This is a genomic window from Alistipes montrealensis (assembly GCF_018362775.1).
GTDB classification, from domain to species: Bacteria; Bacteroidota; Bacteroidia; order Bacteroidales; family Rikenellaceae; genus Alistipes; species Alistipes montrealensis.
Map to the genome: position 1 here is coordinate 34803 of NZ_JAGYXY010000005.1, position 19043 is coordinate 53845.

Sequence of the window (19043 nt, forward strand, 5' to 3'; positions counted from 1 at the left end):
TTTAGTTTATGGAGTTCAGCAGGTCTGTTTTCCCTTCGTTCACGAGTTTGAGTATCAACTCCCCGAACAGCGTATTTTGCCACGCGAACCATGCACGGGTGAAGTTCGCGGCATCGTGGCGCGAGAAGGATTCGTGCATGAAGCCCGTCCCGGCATCGGTCGTCATCAGGGCCACGATACAATCGCGGATTTCAGCGTCGTCGTCCGACGTGAAGGCCCGCATCATGATGCTCATGGGCCAGATCATTTCGACCCCGATATGCGGACCGCCGATACCCTCGCCTGCCGCGCCGCGCCAAAAATAAGGATTATCTCCGCTCCAAACAAATTTTCGGGTATTTTCGTAAACCGGATCGCCGCGATCGACATCGCCCAGGTAGGGCATTGCCAACAGCGACGGCACGTTGGCGTCGTCCATCAACTGACGCGAACCGAAACCGTCGACCTCGAAGGCGTAGATTTTACCGTATTCGGGGTGCTCCACGACCGCATGTTTCTGCAACGCCTCTTCCACCTCGCCGGCCAGCGCCGTGCACTCCGCGGCAAGTTCCCGCTCGCCGTTCACCGCCGTCAGTATTTCGGCAGCCTTGCGCAGCGACGTGACGGCCATGAAGTTCGACGGCACGAGGAATCCGAAGGTCGTGGCGTCGTCCGAGGGACGGAACGCCGAGACGATCAGCCCCACGGGTTTCACCGGGTTGCCGCGCCCCACGTGACAGCGGGTATCCAACTGGCGGTCGGTCGTACGCAGAAAGATGTAATCGCCCGGCCCTTCCTTCATCTGCTGCTCTTTCAAAGTTTTCACGATGTTGCGCATCGCCTCGACCCATTCGGCATCGAAGACCGACGCGTCGCCCGTGGTTTTCCAGTAATGGTGCGCAAGGCGCAGAGGATAACAGTGCGAGTCGATCTCCCATTTGCGCTCGAAAACCCAGGGACTTTGATCGTTGCCCGGATAGCCGACATCCTCGCCGTCACCCGTAGGGCCGACGTTGAAGGCATTAGCGTAAGGGTCGATATTGATCAGTTTCAACTGGCGGCGGATTACGCCCGCGATCATCTTCTGTAAGGCCGGGTCCTCATTGCACAACTGCACATAGGGCCACACCTGCGCCCCCGAGTCGCGCAGCCACATGGCCGGAATGTCGCCTGTATAGACGTAGGTGTCGGGATTGCCCGCTTCGTCCTCGCCGTAATGCACCGTCGTGTCGAGCGTATTGGGAAAGCAGTTGGCGAACATCCACCGGAGGCGCTCGTTGGTCAGAAGACCGCATACGCGGGCGATCTCCCCTTCCACTGCTTCCGACTTAAAAAGCCGTTTTTCCTCCGCAGGACGCTGGTCGGCGTACGCCTCCGGTTCGTCGGGGCAGTACCATACCTTCTCTTCGGCCCCCATCTCGAAGCGCAACTCCCCGCCCTTCATCACGTCGGCATGACCGATCCAGGGCTTCGTGTAGGGTTGTCCGTTGAGCCAAACACGCTGGATATACTTGTTAACGGCGGAGTTGTTCCCGGCCGTGATCGTGAACACGCCGCCCGGAACGCGGATTTCGGCCCGGTCGAACAAGGGCGAGCCGAACCAGTAGCGCCCTCCCGCAGGTTCGACTTCGTACATGCCCAGCGACGAGAGCACATACCAGGCCGACATCTGCCCCACGTCCTCGTTGCCCGACAAACCGTCCGGCCGGTCGTGGTACAAGGTCGTGAGCACCTCGCGGACCTTGTCGGCCGTTTTCCACGGCTGGCCCAGCATCGTGTAGAGGTAGAGGATATGGTGGCTCGGTTCGTTGCCGTGGGCGTACTGGCCGATCAGGCCCGAGATGTCGGGCGAAGTCTCGCCGCCCTCGACGACCGAACTGACCGTAAAGAGCGAGTCCAGTTTTTCGAGCATTTTCTCCCGGCTTCCGAACAACCCTTCGAGCCCTCGGACATCGTGCGGCGCCAGCCATGTATACTGCCAGGCATTGCCTTCGCAGTAATCGTCGGCGCGGTGTGTCGAAGCGAACGCATTGAACGGCGTGCGCCAGCCTTTTTTCGAATCCCTGCCCCGCATAAATCCCGTCTGCGGGTCGAAATAGTTGCGGTAGGAATGGCTGCGGGTTGTGAAGAGCTTCGCATCGGCCTCTTTGCCCAGCGCTTCGGCGGCACGCGCCGCCGCACCGTCGGCCAGCGCATACTCCATATCATAGGCGACGGCCTCGTTGAACATCTCGCAAGGGATGTAACCGTACTCCATCCGCAGGCCGTTGCCGCGGTCGGGGTTCATGGCCGTCTTACGGATCGCCTCGAAAGCCTTTTCCCGGTCAAAACCCCCGATGCCCTTTACGATGGCGTCGGCAACGGCCACAATACCCGGGTTGCCTACCATGCAGTCGGTCTCGTTGCCCCACAAGTGCCACACCGGAAGGCGGCCCTGCTCGTCGGCGATATGCAGCATCGTCTGCACGATGTCGGGCATCTTTTCAGGATGCAGTACCGTCATCAGCGGCATTGCGGCCCGGTAGGTGTCCCACAGCGAGAAGGTCGTATAATTCGTGAACCCGGCGTTGCGGTGGATTTCATGGTCCGAGCCGTAGTAGTCGCCGTTCACGTCGCAGAAAACCGACGGGGCGATCATCGTATGGTAAAGGGCCGTGTAGAAAATGCGCCGGGCGGCATCGTCCGTGGTCGTGATCTTCACTTTCGACAACTCGGCGTTCCATTTCGCATCGGCAGCGGCGGCCGTAGCGTCGAAATTCCACCCGGGAAGCTCCGCGGCGAGGTTCGCTTTCGCGCCTTCGATACTCACGGGCGAAAGGGCCACCTTCAGCAGGATCGGCTCATTATCCGCCGTCTCGAGCTCCACACGCAGGTAGCGAGCCTTGACCGTAACGTCGTCGTCCTCCGGCCGGGCCTCTTCGGCATCGGGATAGGTGCAGTTTTTCACCGGCTTCGAGAACTCCGCCACGAAATAGACCCGCTGGTCTTTGGCCCAGCCCGTCGAATAACGGTAACCGCATATCTGCTGCGGATTGTCCCCGATGACAAAAGCCGTCTCGGTAGCTTTGTCCCAGCAGCCGCCGTTCTCCAGGTCGAAGACCACGGCGGCCTTTTCAGACGCGGGGAAGGTGTAGCGGTGAAATCCCACACGCTCCGTCGCAGTCATCTCGGCCGTAATTCCGTAGCGCGTCAGCGGAACCGAGTAATAACCGGGTTTCGTGATCTCCCGTGTACGGTCGGCGTAGGACCACAGGCCCGAGGCCGGGTCATTCTCCTCGCCGCGGGCATAGGTCACGTCCCCCGTAACGGGCATAACGGTAATGTCGAACAGGTCGCCGATACCCGTACCGGAGAGGTGTGTGTGCGAGAAGCCGATCACCGTCGAATCCGACACGTGGTAGCCCGAGCACCAGTCCCACGTCTGAGGAATGCTCGTCGGCCCCACCTGCACCAGGCCGAACGGCACGTTGGCCCCCACGAAGACGTGGCCGTGGCCGCCCGTACCGATCTTCGGGTCCACGAAGCGTGTTAAATCATTGTCCTCCGCAGACTGCGAGCAGGCTCCCAGCAGCAACGCAGCGGCGGTCAGTAGTTTTGTATGTTTCATCTATCTCTTGTTTTTAAGTTCGAAGGTCAGTTTGCCGCCGCGGAGCAGTTCGTCGTGGCTCAGGCGGTATTTTGTCAGGGGTTTTCCCCCGAGGGTCATTTTGTCGATATATCCCTCGCCGCTTTTTTCGATCACGAGCGTTCCCCGTTCCGTGTCGATCTCGGCCCGGTCGAACGTCGGGGCTGTCAGCGTATAGAACGGTTCGCCAGGGCAGTCGGGGTAGAGGCCCAGCATCGTGAACACCGCCCAAGCCGACATCGTCCCCGTGTCGTCGTTGCCCGGGATGCCGTCGGGCCGGATTGTGAAGTATTTCTCCAGCAAACGCCGCGTTTCCCGCTGCGTGCGCCACTCCTCGCCCCGGAAGCGGCTGAACAAATAGGCATAAGCGATGTCGGGTTCGTTCGCCGGGTCGTACAACCCCTCGTCGAAGACCATTTGAAGCTTCTCGACGAATTTGCGTCGCCCGCCCATCAGCCGCACGAGTCCCTCCACGTCGTGCGGGACGTAGAACGTATAGTTCCATGCCGAGCCTTCGTGGAAGCCCGGAGCGGCCGTAAAGTTCTCGCCCGCCTTCGGGTCGAAGGGCGCAAGGAACGTCCCGTCGGGATTGATCGGCCGCAGTGTCCCGCTCTCGGCGGAATAATAGTGTTTGTAACCCCTGGAACGATCGCGGAACAGCGCCGCGTCGTCCTTGTGTCCGAGCGAATCGGCCAGCAGCGACAGGGCTGCGTCGGCGACGTAGTATTCCAGCGCGTGCGAAACAGAGGTGTCGCCCGCAAGGTCCTTGGCATAGAATCCCAGCGGGATATAGCCCCGTTCGGCGTAGGGGTCGATGTCCGGACGCAGGCGGTTCTCCGCCCCGGGCGTCGTGGCCGACTTGCGCATCGCCTCGTAGGCCTTTGCCATGTCGAAATCCCGAAGGCCCTTCATCCAGCTGTCGACGATCACCGGGATCGACGGGTCGCCCTCCATCGTGAAGGTCTCGCGCCCGTAAAGCTCCCATTTCGGAAGCCATCCCCACTCTTCGTACATGCCTACCATCGAGCGCAACATCTCCGCCTGCCGTTCGGGATAAACCAGCGTCAGCAACTGATGCAGGTTGCGGTAGGTATCCCACAGCGAGAAGACCGTATAGCGGTCGCCGTCCGTGACGCCGACCTCGCCGCTCCGCTCCATCAGCGGGTATTCGCCGTTCACATCGCTCACAAGGTTCGGGTGGATCAGCGCGTGGTACAGCGCCGTATAGAACACTGTCTGCTGCTCCGCTGTGCCGCCTTCGACACGAATACGTCCCAGCACATCGTTCCAGCCCTTGCGCGTCTGTTCCCGGATCGCGTCGAACGTCGTGCCCGCGGGCTGTTCCGCATCGAGGTTCTTACGGGCGTTCTCCGTCGAGATATACGAAATGCCGATCCGCACCTCTACCTGCCCGCCCTCCCCGAGGTCGCCGAATGTGAACCAGTAACCCACGTCGTCGCCCGACAGTTCGCGGCCGTATTCCGTATAGAGTTTATAGCGGCCGTTGTCGGGGGTCCACTCCGCCTCCACGCCCGTCATCGCACGCTGTTTCTTCCAGTAGCCCGAAGCCGTCGGCGTCTTCGAAACGCGCAGCACGAAATAGACCGGGAACACCGCCTGCGGGTTGTAGCAGAACGTACCCAGCAGTTTCGTGCCCTCGATCTCCGTGGCGCTCACGCGGCGCACCATCGCGCCGCTTTCGTTCGTAAGGCCCTCGCCCAGATTCAGCAGGATATGCCCTTCTCCCCCGGGGAATGTGTAGCGTTCCAGCGAGGTCCGCGCCGTGGCCGTGGCTTCGGCAAGGATGCCGTACTTCGTCAGCGTCGCGGAATAGTAGCCCGGCGAAGCCTTTTCGTCCTTATACGCCGTGCCGTACTTCCGGTAATCCACCTCCAGCGGTCCGGTCGTGGCCATAGTCAGCAGAGAACCCATCTCGGGGCATCCCACACCGCTCAGCGCACCGTGCGCAAAGCCCGTGAAGAACCGGTTGTGGTATTCGTAGGGCGTGGACCACCAGCGCGCATCCTTGTCGTAGACGTTCGTATCGGACCCCATCACGTTGAACGGAACCACCGACATCATCCCGTGCGGCGTGACGGCCCCGGGATTCGTCGTCCCGAAGTTCGTCGTCCCGATAAACGGATCGACCCGATCGGCAGGTGTTTGGGCCCCGCACGGAGATGCGAACCCGGTTACGGCGAGCGCAGCAACCAGGAGCGTTCGTCGCAAGGCCATCACAGGATGTTGTTTTTCTTCGTGAACTCGATAATTTCAGGGATATAGCCGAACGCAAGGCCCGTAACCGTATCCGCGCAGCCGTAGTAGACCGCAACGCGCCCCGTCGCGGGGTCGTGCAGCGCGGCGCACGGGAACGTAACGTTCGGAACGTCCCCCGTCAGTTCGTAAATCTCCCGCGGAGAGATCAGGTAGGGACCGCTCCGTGCCAGGACCTTCCAAGGCTCGTCGAGGTCGAGCAACGCCGAGCCGAAAGCATAGACGTAACCGTTACACGAGCGAAGCACCCCGTGGTAGAACAGCAGCCAGCCCTCCGAGGTCTCGATAGGAACCGGACCCGCGCCGACCTTCATGCACTGCCACGCCGACACCTCGAAAGCCGCCGGAGACATCACATGCCGGTGGCGGCCCCAGAACTCCATATCCGGGCTCTCCGAGTAGAAGATGTCCCCGAAAGCCGTATGGCCGTTGTCGCTCGGGCGCGAAAGCATCGCGAACTTACCGCCGATCTTACGCGGGAACAACACCCCGTTGCGGTTGAACGGAATAAAGGCGTTCTCGAGCTGGTGGAAGGTCTCGAAATCATCCGTCCATGCGATGCCTATCGTCGGGCCGTGGTAGCCGTTGCACCACGTGACGTAATACTTGTCCTCGATCTTCGCAACGCGCGGATCGTAACCATAGACCCATTCCCCGATCTCGGCGTCTGCGCCCGTCAGGCGGAAATCAGCCTCCTCGATGTCCCACGCGATGCCGTCCACCGAGAAGCCCACATGGATACGCATGCGGCGATTGGTGTCGTCGCAGCGGAAAACTCCCGCATAGTTGTATTTCCCCTTCCGAAACGGCACGACCGCCGAGTTGAAAACCGAGTTCGAGGTCGCAAGTGCGTCCCGACCGATGATCGGGTTCGCAGAATAGCGCCACAGCACCTCTTTGGAGCCTGCGGGACGCTCTTCCCAAGGCATATCGGGCAGATTCGCGCCCGTAATTTTCAGATTGTTCATAGTTTTATTTTTTAATTGATTCTGATTTCATCGGTAAAAAGCCAGCCGCCCGGCCGGCCGTTCGAAACGGCATGGTAACGGATATAACGCGCCTTATCCGCGCCCTGCCAACCAAAAGTGCGGTATTCGGGACGCTGCGCCTCCGCCGGGTAGTCGTTTTCAACGGCGCACAACGGCCGGAAAACCGCACCGTCGTCCGACACCGCGATTTCGACCCGTACGGGCAGACATATCCATGCGGAATACCACTGGATAAAATCGGCAGCCACCTCCCGAATCGGCTTCACTGCGCCCAGATCGACCGTCACGACCACATCGCTGTCCAGGAAACCCTGCCAGCGGGAGCCGTAGCTCCACGGGCCGCGCAGGCCGTCGGTCAGCGTTGCGGCGCCTTCGGCGGGATAACGGTCGCTCCACGGCGTGGCATAGGAAACCGGACACCCGACAGCCAGGTGGCCGCCAGGTTCCGCGGCCTCACGCCGCTCCCCATATTCGGCCACCAGGTCGAAAACTGCGTATCCCTGCGCCAAGACCGCCGCATTGCGCAACAGCGCCCGGCGGTGGAAATCGGCATAGTCCTTGACTTCAGAGGGACTCCATGCCACTTCCGAGAGTGCAAACAGCCGCGGATAGAGCATATACTCCGCCTGTCGGGGCGTAGGAATCTGTTCGGTCCAGAGGTTCGCCTGCACACCCAGCACCCGCTCGCACCCCGGCATCCCGGCAGGAGCGGGGTCGTAGGCGTAAACCTTAGCCAACGGCAGGTAACCCGACATGGCCTGCGGCTCGGTGGTCGGATTGTCCTGATAGCTGTCAAAATAGCACCACGCATTCGGCGTCATCACCACATCGTGTCCCGCAGCGGCGGCCCTGCGGCCGCCCTCTTCGCCGCGCCACGACATGACAACGGCTCCGGGGGCCAGTCCGCCGTCGAGAATTTCATCCCAGCCGATCAGTTTGCGGCCACGGGCGCCGAGGAAGCGTTCGATGCGGTGCACGGCGTAGCTTTGCAGTTCGTCGAGCGACTGCAAATTCTCCCGTTTCATGCGGGCGCGGCATTTCGGACACCCGGCCCACGCCGCCTTCGACGCCTCGTCGCCCCCGATATGGATATACTCCGAGGGGAAAAGTTCCATTACCTCGGCCAGCACGTTTTCCAGGAACCCGAACGTCGCGTCGTTGCCGATGCAGAAATCGCCGTCCGTATAGGGTTTGCCCGAACAGGAAAGTTCGGGATAAACCGCCAGCACCTCGTCCGAATGGCCGGGCAGTTCGATCTCGGGAATCACCGTGATATGGAGCGAGTCGGCGAAGGCCACGACCTCGCGGATGTCGGCCTTCGTATAATAGCCGCCCGAGGCCCCGGGTTCGTCGAAGCGGCAGTAACGCCGTCCTCCGGCCTGCCACTCCTGCCACGTCGCACCCCGGCGCCAGGCCGCAACGGAGGTCAGCAGCGGGTAGCGGTCGATTTCGATGCGCCATCCCGCGCCGTCGGTCAGATGCCAGTGCAGGCGGTTGAGTTTCAGCGACGCCATCATGCGCAACTGTTTTTTAACGAACTCCTTGTCGAAAAAGTGGCGTGACACGTCCAGGTGCAGCCCCCGGTACGCAAACCGCGGGGCGTCGGCAATTTCCCGGGCTGGAATCCGGGTCCCGTACTGCGCATGCAGTTGCAGGAAGGTCTGCAACCCGTAAAACAACCCCGCTGTACCGCGCGAACGGACGGTAACACCCTCCGGACGCACCGACAGGCAATAACCCTCGCCGGAGGCAGGCAGCGCGGCAGCATCCGAGAGTTCTAAATGCAGGTAATTCACGGCGGCCTCCGGCCGGTCCGTACGGCAGGGAACCTGCGCCGCACGCAGGCAGGCCGCGAGCTTCCCCGCAACCTCCTGCGGCGCATCGAACGCCAGCGGGCCGCGTATCTTGAAACTGCCGGAGCCCTGTCGCACCGACACGGGCCGCGGAATCACGGCATCGCGTTCGGGGCCGGCGACGCAGGCGCAACAGCATAGGAATACCGTCAGCAAAAGCGTATATCGTTTCAGGTTCATAGCGGCCGTCGTTTTTTTTATTTGAATAACTTGTCGAGCAGAGCCGCCCGCGAACCGGTCAGCGTACGGATACGTTCGATCTCCAGCGGATAGGTCTTGGCCGGCATCTTGGCTTCGCCGCTGTATTGGTAGTAAAAAGGCCACACCTCGAAATTCGCTGCGATGGCCTTCGCCATCCGGACAGGCATCTCGTCGAGTTCCTTCGTCACCGTAGCGAGAAGCTGCGCTTTTTTGCGGGCCCAGCGGGCAGCGACGAACGTCCGGAAGGTTTCATCCGCCCAGAAGCGGTGGAACCAGTCGGGATCGACGGAATCGGGCATGTAGAAACCGGCATAGATCATCAGGTTGGTCAGGGGATCCGAATGCGGGAGGCGTTTTTCGTTGTCCCAGCCTTTATCCACATCCCAAACGGGGCCGAAGAAGAGTTTGTCGACTCCCCGGCGCTTGTAGAAATAGGTGCTCGTATAGCCGTCCATGTCGCCGCAAAGTTCCTTGACGATGATAAAATCGGCAAGCGTCTTCTCGTCGAAATACCGACGCCAGCCGTTGACGGGGTCCTTGAAATTGCTTCCATAGAGCACCGCTTCGGCTTCGTTGATGAATTTTTCGATGTAGGCATACTGCGCCGGCGTACAGTCGTCGTCCTTGGGATATTTGTGGCTCATCTTCACGCCGCGACCCGAATAAAACGTGCCCTCGTGAATGTCGGTCTCCATGATATGCCCGCCGGAAATCGTCGCCGGGTCGTCGCCGTCAGCCTCCTCCAGTTTATCGACCGCAATGCGGCCCTTGGCGCGTTCCATCTGGTCGCTCATCTGGTACAGGCCGAGATAATCATCGTTCTTGTAAACGTTGACATACTGCGAGCAGGGCGTGAACAAGACAGCAGAAGCATCGTGGTAACCGTCCGATTTATTGAAAAGGTCGCGCGAGATGGCGAAACCCAGGTGGTCGCGGAGCAGCGATTTGTCCATGTCGTTGGCCAACAGCACCCAACTTTTCTCCATAGCATGATTCAACCCGACCGGGCTGAATTTCGAAGGGAATTTCATGCGGTAAGGCTTTTTCGGAAGGCCCCAGGTCGAATTGCCGCGGCCGCGCATCTGGATTTTGCCGTCGGCAGCACTGTCCCACCACCCCTCGGCCGTATGCGGGCTGTAAAGTTTGATCGCAGTATCCACATAGTCATCCTTGCTGGTGATCTCGCGGTCGGGCTGCATGCGCAGCACCGGCAGTTCGGTGTTGATCTGCGGGCAGTTGAGCGAAACCGTATAGGTCCGTGTATCGCCGTTTTCGGCCACGACCACAAGGGATACATCCCCGGCGAAGGAGATTTTAGTTTCGCCCGACACTACCGAAACGTCGTTCACCAGCACCTGTGCGCCGTTGGTCGTGAACGTCGGGACAAGCATCGCAGGCTCTGCGTTGTCGATCCATTTCAGGTACATCGCCGAGAGAGTCCGTTTTTCCTTGTCGAAATCGAATACGATGTCGTTCGCCAGGTTGTTTTTCGAGCGGCCGATGCCGAAGGTCAGCAGGTCGCACCGGCCCTGGAATCTCCCCTGGGCCACGCTAATTTCGATATCGTTGCAGCCGGATGCGGACAAAAGGACGACCGCCGTGCGCTCCGCGCCGTCGTTGGGCTCAACAACGAGTTTCAGGTTGTGCTCTCCTTCAGCGGACAGCAGCTCCGCCCCGCACCACGACGCCTTCGGGTGCAGGGTGATCTCCCTGTTGGAAGACACCGTTGCGAAAAATTCGCCGCCGTCGGCTCCGGGCGTGAATTCCCTCCCGTCGACAGTCAGGTAAGGTTCCGTATCGTCGGCCTCGTCGCCTCCGGAACAGGAGACAACCAAAAGTCCGGAAAGCAGGCAGAGCCACGCGGATAAATAACGAATGTTTTTCATTTTCATGGCGGCGGGTTATTTCTCCGCAGCGCTGCCGCCGTCGGAATAGGTGAAAGGCACGAACCTCGTCACGAGGAACGCCGGGATCGTAGCCAGCATAACTACGATAAAGAACACGCCATAGCCCAGTGCGTCGCTCAGGTAGCCCGAAACAGCCCCGGTGAGCATCACCGAAAGGTTCATGATTCCCGAGGCGAAGGCGTAGTGCGCCATCTGGTGTCGGCCGGGGGCCACCTGCTGCATCATAAAAAGCGTCAGCCCCACGAAACCGAATCCGTAGCCGAAGTACTCCATGACGATGCCTCCGCCCACGAGCCACATCGACTGCGGCTGAAACCACGCCAAGAGGGCGTAGACGGCGAACGGGAGGTTGAAAATACAGCAAAGGGTAAAAAGCGTACGTTTCAGGCCCCGATGTGCGATATAGTAGCCCGCCAACAGCGAACCTAGAAGGAATGCCCCGGCGCCGCACGTACCATAATAAAGACCGATCTTCTGGTTCGTAAGGCCCAGGCCGCCCGAAACAACGTCGGCTTTGAGGAACAGCGGCACGATTTTCATCACGAAACCTTCGCCCAAGCGATAGAGGATGATGAACGCGATGTAATACCAGATGTGTTTCTTCGCGAAGAACGTCACGACAACCTCTTTCAGACTCCGGAGTCCCTCTCGCAGCGAATGTTCGTCGGCTGCACTACCGCCTGCGGGAAGCACACGGCCGTGATAGATGCCCAGCAGGACGAGAAAGCAGCATAAGATTATCAGCACGACTGTCCACGACCGGACATAAGCGTCGAAAGTCGCGGCGCCCGAGGCGCTGAAGCCCTCGTAGAGGCAGCCTGCGAGCCAGACCAGACCGCCCGAAGCTACCAACTTCGCCAGGTTATAGAACGCTCCCTGCCAGCCGATGTATTTCGCCTGGTCTTCTGTGGAGAGTTCCGACATGTAGACGCCGTCAGCAGCGATATCATGCGTCGCGCCGCTGAAAGCGACGACCGCAAAGACCGCAATCGTAACTGCAAAAAACGACGGCAGGTGCAGCGCCAGCGCCGCAAGGCCGAACAGCACGCCGCTCAGGAGCTGCGTCGCAACGACGAAGAATTTTTTGGTCCGGAAAATTTCCAGGAAAGGGCTCCACAGGAACTTGATCGTCCAGGGCCACATGATCAGCGAGGTCCAGAACGCGATCTGTGCGTCCGAGATGCCAAGATCCTTGAACATCACGGCCGAAACCATGTTCAGTACCACAAACGGCAGGCCCATCGCAAAATAGAGCGAGGGAACCCAGTTGAGCGGCCCGGAGAAGTGGGAATTCATTCGGTTCATTCGGATTAGCGATTACAAAAATAACAATTTTCCGTCTGACGGGATAAAAAACCGCGCGGTCTGAAAGGATTATACCTCCGAAACCGCGCGGCCGTCAATTCATTCGAATGCCGTTTACGGCAGGTTGCACCTTATTTTTTGCCGTAGAACCGCATGATCGAAATATCGTGGTAGTACCCGCTCGTCTCCAACGACGTAATTTTCACATGACGGGCTTCGATCGGTTTCACGAATTTGAAGAAATGAGCGATAGTCATCGGCAAACCCTCTTTCGTACCTTGTTCCATCCAGGTTATGCCGTCGCTCGAGGTCTCAATACGAATTGTCTTCGACGCATAGGAAGCCGAATAGTAGTAGACCTGAATGCCTGCCAGCATCTTCTGTTCTTTCATGTCAATGGCAATCCAGAGCTGTTTCCCGCTGCCATAATAGTCGTTGTACCTGCTGTCATCGAGGACGTTCGAAGGGCTGCCGCTGCCGCCTTCACCGGTGGCCGTAAAGCCCGTACGGCTGTATTCCTCCCAATCAGCCTGTACAGCGTCAACCATCTCAACAATATCGAAAACCTTGGAGATATTAAAAGTCAACACATTGGCATCTTTTACCGGTTTCACGGTGGGGTCAGCGCTCTCGAAGGCCGCCGTCAGGGTAACCGTAAAGTTACCGGGATCGGCATTGGTCAGCAGGAAATCGTCGGTCAGCGTCCAATGCACTTCGTCCGATTCGAGAGAACCGGCCGGAACAGTTACCTCCGCAGGCGTGAGTGTTACGTCGCCGGCAAATTCCGGAGCAAGTCCCTCCGAGGAGAAAGTCACTTTGACATCGGCGTCGGCCGGTCTGTCGAGTTTGATCTTGAACGTATACTCCATCTTGTCCTCGTTGAGGATCGCGCCATCGAGGTAAGCGCGGCGGAAACTTACCGTATTGCCGTTTGTGCCGACAACCGAGCAACCGACCACATAGGCCTCCTTTTCAACGACAACCTTCGCCGTACCTTCGCCGACCAGCGCCACGTTATAACCGTCGGCGTCGGCAACCTTCACACCCAGTTCATAGGTGCAGGCCGCTTTTTCGGGTTCCGCAAAACTGAAATCAGGATCGAGATAAGTGACCGTAACAGGCTCGGCAGATTTCGAACCGGCAGGAATGCGGAGTTCGCGTTTGTCGATCTCCACCTTGTCTTCGGGGATATTGACGATCAGCGGATCGACATGCAGGATGAGGTCCTCGGGACTCGGCGTCGCGAGTTGGAAGGTATAGGTACGTGTCAACTCCCCGTTGACGGAGAGTTTGCCCGCACCGTCGTAAACCGCTTTCAGGGGAACGGAAACCACTCCGCTCTCCGCTCCTTCGATCCCGAGGCTGACGTTAGTATCGGGATAACCCGCCAGGTCGAGCTTCTCATCCTCCCGGCAGGAAGTCAGTGCGGCTGCTCCCAGCACGGCAAGAAGAGCTATTTTTCGAATATTTTTCATAGTTCTGTTTTTTTTCGGTTAGTATCGCCCGCAGGGGCCGGGCAAAAGTTTCAAATCAGCCGTTCTATTTCGTATCGGGAAGATCTTCGGGATAACGGTACAACGTGAGATCGTCTTTCTTGTAGAAAACCGTCGGGTCCTTAAGCTGCGAACCGTAAAGCGTCTCGGCTCCCTTCAGGCGGTTGAAGATTCCCTGCCAATGGCTCTTATTGATCACATTCGAATTCGAATAGGTCTGCATCGGGTTGGGAGCAAATCCCATGAACCAGCCGTAACCTTCGCTGATGAGGCGCTGCGCCGAGGATGCGGTCAGGTCGCTGCCGCCGCCGTTGTACTCGGACGAAATGCCGGAGCACTTTTTCTTGGTCATATTCCCGATCGGGCCGGCGCTCGATCCATAGTTCGCCACAGCAACATCGATCCATTCGTCCGCATCCACGCCGTCCACAGATGCCGTACCATACATATTACCCCAGATGAACACAGTTACCAGTTTGTCAGGCATCGCTTTCTTCGTCTCGTAGCAGAGGCGCGCAGCAGCAGCAGAACTCGAATTCGTATAAGCCGGGTGGCTCAGGTCGGGATAGTCGGAATACTCGTCGTCGTAATTCACGCCGTCGAGGTTATACGCCTCGCAGTAATAGGCCACTTCCGCGGCAAAATCCTTCGCGCCCTTATCGGAGAGCTGCGCCAAACCGGCCTGGTCGTGGTTGCCCAGCAGGCCGAGCAGTACCTTGATACCGCGTTTGCGCAACGGCTGCAGGTATTTCTCGTTGTTGTCGAGCAGGAACTGCACATTGGGGTTGCACTGGATATAGGGGCGGTCTTCATCGACATTGTGATTGATGTTGGCGGCGAAAAGCACCACGACATCCCACAACAGGCGGCCGTCCTCCAGTTCGAAGGTCAGTGCGTTAAGCGGATTCACATCGTTCACCTCGAAAAAGAGGAAGCCTTTGGGCAGGTCCTCCCCCTTATTGCAGGAAGGAAGTTCTTTTTCGGCTTTGACCAGGTAGATGCAATGACTGGCTTCATCCTTGACGGTCAGTCCGTCGGCCTTCACGGTAACGGCCACAGGAACCGCATAGACTTTACCTTCCACCAGATCGTCGGCGGCGGCGATAGTCATACCGACCGAAACATCGTGGGCACGAGCAGCCCCGAGCGTGATGGAACCTTCATTTTCGAAGGATACCAATTGTTCGGGATAAGGCAGGTAATCGGTTCCGTTCTTTTTGTTGTACTCGGTCAGGTAACCCGGGTCGATACCCAGTTTCACCTCGGCAGGAACCGAAAGCGTCTGCGTAAGGCTCAGCTTGACACTGGACTGAAAACTGCCTTCGAAGAATACAACATCGACAACCGATTTGCTGGTGTTGGCGTCCTTCAAGACGATGGTGTTTTCATGAACGCCCTGATAAGCGCCTTCATCGATCGATTTTCCAACGACGATATCGTCGGCGCAGGAGACCACCGATACGGCGCACAGCAGCGCAGCGGCTGCCGCGAGCACTCCGGATTTGAAATATCTTGTCTTCATGATTGGTTATCAGATTTAAATTCCACAATTAGTTGAGGGCAGGAATCTGCACGGGAACCCATGTCGGATCGTCGCTCTCGGTTTGGCCCGTATTACGTACGAAAGTAATATCCGAGCCGTAGGAGGTCTGGTCTTTGATCGTGCGGCCCGTACCCTCGTTGAACTTCCAGTAGGCGATCAGGCCCGGCGTAGCGGGATCGACGCGGTAGGGATTATCGGCGATCTGCTGCTGCGTACGAACGATGTTCCAGATACGCATCTCGGACATCTGGCCCGGGAACCAGCGTTCATTGTCCCAAGCGTAGCCGATCCAGCAGCCCGATGAGACATCCACGCTCGACGAAGAACCGTTGGTCGAAGAAGCGACCTCTTCGCCGTTGATATAGTAATGCAGTTCCCGGTTCACACCGTCGTATACCACGGCGAGGTGCACCCACTCTTCGACAGGCAGAGCCGGAGACTGCGCCTTAGAAGGCCAGCTACCCGCAGGCGACACCAACTGCAACTGGTTGGGATTACGATCCGCATCGCCGATACGGATGAGGAATTTGCCCTCGATACCGAAAACCGTACTCAACCCGTAGCCGTTACGACCACTCTGCCAGTCCTTCGTGCGAACCAGCACCTCGATGGTAACCTGTTTCATGTTGCTGACGATCGGTCGGGCTGTTGCGGACCAATTGATCGGAGCCTTCAATTTGGAGATATCGGCGACCATATTGATCAGGGCGGCGCCGCGGACAATGAAGTAGACCGTGCGGCGGCTATCGAGCAGAGTTGCGCCGTCCACCTCCGAAATCGTTACGGGAAGGACGTAGCGCGTCTTCACGTCGAGCGTGTTGATATCCTTGAAGTTGATGGGGATGTCGGCGGCGAAAACATTGCCGGCCTCAATCTCGGTCGTATTTTCGGGAATACTCCAGTAGTCTTCGGGCAGCGCGAATGCGTTGTCGAGATAAATCTGGTTGTACTGTGCGGCCAGGTCGGGACGCGCCTCCAGCCGCACCGTGACATTCTTATCGGCAGGCTGGGCCAGGCGGATGCTGACCGTACGCGAACTCTCCGTTACGGCGGGATCGATCAGCAAATCGTCGGTCATGATCGCCGAAGAGATGTAAAGTTTGTTGTCGAAGTGGTGCTTGTCGACATCCTCGTTCTTGCAACCCGTAAAAGCGGCCGCTGCGAGGACGAAAAGCGCCAGTAAACATTTATTGAGTTTCATAACCGGTTAGTTTTTAGGTGAGGGATTCATGATGGAAATAGCCTCGCGCAGGTGGGGATAGATCAGGGTACGGTTGTAGTAATCGTTTTCCGAGTCCTTGACCAGGATGCCGGCGCGCGTGAAGGTAGGCGACGGAAGCGTAGCCCAGACAGCCGTAGCATAAAGCGCACGCACCTTCTCACCGTTCTCGTCCTTGGTTCCGAAATACCCGAACACCTTGTCCTTATCGTCGGGACGAATCTCCAGGGCTGTAACGATAACTCGGTCAGCAGGAACTCCGGCGGCCTTGACCACAGTCAGTGCCTTGAGCGAAAGATCGTCCTCATTCTGCACGCCGTCAGTCGGGACGACGATGTAATTACATTCGCCGAGAACGGTGCGGTTCTCTTCCAGCAAGTTGTCGGCACGCCCCGAGAAGATGCAGACATGCTGCTTATGGGCGGCCTTCCATGCTGTAACGGGATTGAGGAAAGCCTGCTGCCGTGCATTGTAAGCCGGCAGTTCCTCGTCCCGGATGCTGACCAGCGCCCGGCCCGTATAGCCGAAAATCAGGCCGTCGTAGCCATACTTGTCACAGAGCGCAAGGTCCTTTTCGGCACATGCGGAGAAGTAGGCCAATGCCTCGTCCTCGGTGAGTTCGGGATTTTCCTTCACCATTTTGCCCCACGCCGCCTCATAGGTGTCGAAGCTCATCGAATAGAGCACGCGGGTCCCTTTCTTGCGGACCTCGGTCATCTCCTTGACCAGGTCGGGATGCAGGTTGTCGGGATTGTTGAGGACAATGAAATCCACGCTGTCGGGCAGCGTTGTCAGGTGCTGGGGACGAATCGCGGGAGCCGCATTCACGGGGTTGTCCATCGTAACGAAGACCACCTTGTGATCGCCCGCCTTGTATGCCCGTAGCGCTTCCATGTACTGCGCGTAAAGCGCCGGATTCTGCTCTTCGAGCGACGGATTCTTGATGTCGAGACTTTCAGGCTCTACCCAGTCGCCGCACGCCGCAAACAAAAGGGCTGCGACAACCGCGACCGGCAACAGAAGGTTCTTGATATTGCGTTTCATAATGATTTGTCGTTCAAGGTTGGTAATTAGTTGATCCGGGGATTGCAGTCCCACCACAACCGGGTGGACATCTTATCCGCACCGCCAAGGAATTCGTTCACGGCAGCCTGAATCGTTTCGCTGTTGGTCTCGTACTCTTTGAGCGGATAGGTCAGGCGACGGGCGCCCAGCGACGGTTTCACGTCGGCATTGCGGTTCACGACGACTTCGGCCAGGCGCGGATAGCCCGTACGGCGGTAATCAGCCCACGCCTCGGTTCCCAGCGGGAAGTTGGCGATCCATTTCTGGGTGATGATCCGCTCCAGGTTCTCCTCGAAAGCGCCGTCATTGGCGGGATTCCATGCGATCTGCACTGTCGACTGCGCCGGGAAAGCGTATCCCAGGCCGCCCAGGTCTTCATAAGAAGCCGGCTTAGCCGTGCTCTCAGCATAGGCGGATGCGTTCGAAATATTGAAACGTGCGAACGACAGTTCAATACCGTTCTTGTAGAAAGTCTCGGCAGTGCCGCCCATCGCCCAGCCGCGCAACGCGCCTTCGGCACGCAGGAAGGCTACCTCCGAAGCATTCATCCACATCAGCGAACTGGCGGCCGATACCAGGTACGAGGAATACTGGTCGACAGCTTCGCTCGTAGGAACCGTAATGCCGTTACGCAGACCCACATAGCCGTTGGTTACGCCCGAAGCCGTAAACTGCGACTGGGTGAAGTAAGCCTCGCGGCGGGGATCGTTGTAGCCGTTCATATAGGAGGTGATGTCGGCAGCCACTTTGTGGTCGCCCTTACCGCTCTTATACGAATAGAAGCAGATGTAGAAGGGGTTGCCGTCCTTGCCGAAACCGGTGTACATCGCATTGTCGGTGTTATCGGTCATGACGCCCACTTCCGAACCGACAGCTTCTTCGGCCATCTCCTGGGCCAGTCCCGCATTGGCATAGACCACGCGCATCGCAAGGCGCAGCTTGAGCGAATTGGCCAGTTTGCACCACTTCTCCAGGTTGCCGCCGTAGAGACGGTCGGCGTCCGAAACGATGGAGTTGGTCCGGTTGACCGTCAGCGTCGCAATGGCGTCGTTCAAGTCCTTGAACATAGCTTCGTAAACCTTTTCTTCCGAATCCAGGGCGACGGCTCCGGAACCGGAACCCAGCGCCGTGTAAGGAATCGGGCCGTAGGTGTCGACCACGCGGCTCAGACCCATCACCTTGACCACCTTGGCCACAGCGATGGCATTCTGATCGTTGGTGATATTCTCCAACTCGAAGTAGTTGGCGATGATTTTCTGGTAGACTGTTTCGTAGAACACCTCCGACCAGTTCGAAGCGGGTTGGTAAGTTGCGAACGAATTGGCATTGAAACCGGCGTTGGCATCGACGAAATAACCGCCGTAAACACCTCCCAGCAGGATATCGGTAAACTGACACTGGTTGACATCGGTCGGGATCACCCAGCTCTGCATCGTAGTGAGGTAGGAGCGCATGGCATAGCCGTCGCGGTCCATCTCACCCGGCGTTACCTCGTAAGGATTCTTGTTTATTTCTTCATAATTGGCCGTACAGGCAACCGAAAGCGTGAGCATCCCGAGGACGGCCTTCATGAATATATTGATTCTCATG

11 protein-coding genes are annotated in these 19043 nt (G+C 58.4%); all 11 read right to left on the reverse strand.

All coding sequences use genetic code 11. From position 1 onward, the window contains the following. Position 1: 1 nt before the first annotated feature. Positions 2-3586: a GH92 family glycosyl hydrolase gene (locus tag KG007_RS14080; protein ID WP_213348849.1), complete on the reverse strand. Its 3585-nt coding sequence runs from the start codon at positions 3584-3586 to the stop codon at positions 2-4. After that, on the reverse strand, positions 3587-5839 hold the full coding sequence (locus KG007_RS10915; RefSeq protein WP_213348851.1) for a GH92 family glycosyl hydrolase: 2253 nt from the start codon (positions 5837-5839) through the stop codon (positions 3587-3589). Beyond that, positions 5839-6846, reverse strand: coding sequence for a glycoside hydrolase family 130 protein (locus tag KG007_RS10920; protein ID WP_213348853.1), 1008 nt, complete (start codon positions 6844-6846; stop codon positions 5839-5841). Before KG007_RS10920 ends, KG007_RS10915 begins: the two co-directional genes overlap by 1 nt. 11 nt (positions 6847-6857) lie before the next feature. Further along, on the reverse strand, positions 6858-8900 hold the full coding sequence (locus KG007_RS10925; RefSeq protein ID WP_213348855.1) for a glycoside hydrolase family 20 protein: 2043 nt from the start codon (positions 8898-8900) through the stop codon (positions 6858-6860). A 17-nt stretch (positions 8901-8917) separates the two neighbouring features. Then, a complete protein-coding gene (locus KG007_RS10930; RefSeq protein ID WP_213348857.1) occupies positions 8918-10813 on the reverse strand; it encodes a CotH kinase family protein in 1896 nt (631 codons plus the stop codon). Positions 10814-10822: 9 nt separating this feature from the next. Continuing rightward, on the reverse strand, positions 10823-12124 hold the full coding sequence (locus tag KG007_RS10935; RefSeq protein WP_394369671.1) for an MFS transporter: 1302 nt from the start codon (positions 12122-12124) through the stop codon (positions 10823-10825). A 140-nt stretch (positions 12125-12264) separates the two neighbouring features. After that, a complete protein-coding gene (locus KG007_RS10940) occupies positions 12265-13608 on the reverse strand; it encodes a DUF4989 domain-containing protein (RefSeq protein ID WP_213348861.1) in 1344 nt (447 codons plus the stop codon). A 64-nt stretch (positions 13609-13672) separates the two neighbouring features. Continuing rightward, positions 13673-15148 carry a BT_3987 domain-containing protein gene (locus KG007_RS10945; protein WP_213348863.1) on the reverse strand — a complete coding sequence of 492 codons (1476 nt, stop codon included), beginning with the start codon at positions 15146-15148 and terminating at the stop codon, positions 13673-13675. Between the two features lie 28 nt (positions 15149-15176). After that, on the reverse strand, positions 15177-16370 hold the full coding sequence (locus KG007_RS10950; RefSeq protein WP_213348865.1) for a DUF1735 and LamG domain-containing protein: 1194 nt from the start codon (positions 16368-16370) through the stop codon (positions 15177-15179). A 6-nt stretch (positions 16371-16376) separates the two neighbouring features. Beyond that, entirely contained in the window at positions 16377-17432 is a 1056-nt protein-coding gene (locus tag KG007_RS10955; RefSeq protein ID WP_213348867.1) for a glycoside hydrolase family 18, read from the reverse strand. A 26-nt stretch (positions 17433-17458) separates the two neighbouring features. Further along, on the reverse strand, positions 17459-19042 hold the full coding sequence (locus KG007_RS10960) for a SusD/RagB family nutrient-binding outer membrane lipoprotein (RefSeq protein ID WP_249413325.1): 1584 nt from the start codon (positions 19040-19042) through the stop codon (positions 17459-17461). Position 19043 lies beyond the last annotated feature (1 nt).

Excerpts from the sequence above, each read along its gene's own strand:
- KG007_RS14080 (WP_213348849.1), bottom strand. The coding sequence starts at position 3,586 with ATGAAACATACAAAACTACTGACCGCCGCTGCGTTGCTGCTGGGAGCC.
- KG007_RS10915 (WP_213348851.1), bottom strand. The coding sequence starts at position 5,839 with ATGGCCTTGCGACGAACGCTCCTGGTTGCTGCGCTCGCCGTAACCGGG.
- KG007_RS10920 (WP_213348853.1), bottom strand. The coding sequence starts at position 6,846 with ATGAACAATCTGAAAATTACGGGCGCGAATCTGCCCGATATGCCTTGG.
- KG007_RS10925 (WP_213348855.1), bottom strand. The coding sequence starts at position 8,900 with ATGAACCTGAAACGATATACGCTTTTGCTGACGGTATTCCTATGCTGT.
- KG007_RS10930 (WP_213348857.1), bottom strand. The coding sequence starts at position 10,813 with ATGAAAATGAAAAACATTCGTTATTTATCCGCGTGGCTCTGCCTGCTT.
- KG007_RS10935 (WP_394369671.1), bottom strand. The coding sequence starts at position 12,124 with ATGAATTCCCACTTCTCCGGGCCGCTCAACTGGGTTCCCTCGCTCTAT.
- KG007_RS10940 (WP_213348861.1), bottom strand. The coding sequence starts at position 13,608 with ATGAAAAATATTCGAAAAATAGCTCTTCTTGCCGTGCTGGGAGCAGCC.
- KG007_RS10945 (WP_213348863.1), bottom strand. The coding sequence starts at position 15,148 with ATGAAGACAAGATATTTCAAATCCGGAGTGCTCGCGGCAGCCGCTGCG.
- KG007_RS10950 (WP_213348865.1), bottom strand. The coding sequence starts at position 16,370 with ATGAAACTCAATAAATGTTTACTGGCGCTTTTCGTCCTCGCAGCGGCC.
- KG007_RS10955 (WP_213348867.1), bottom strand. The coding sequence starts at position 17,432 with ATGAAACGCAATATCAAGAACCTTCTGTTGCCGGTCGCGGTTGTCGCA.
- KG007_RS10960 (WP_249413325.1), bottom strand. The coding sequence starts at position 19,042 with ATGAGAATCAATATATTCATGAAGGCCGTCCTCGGGATGCTCACGCTT.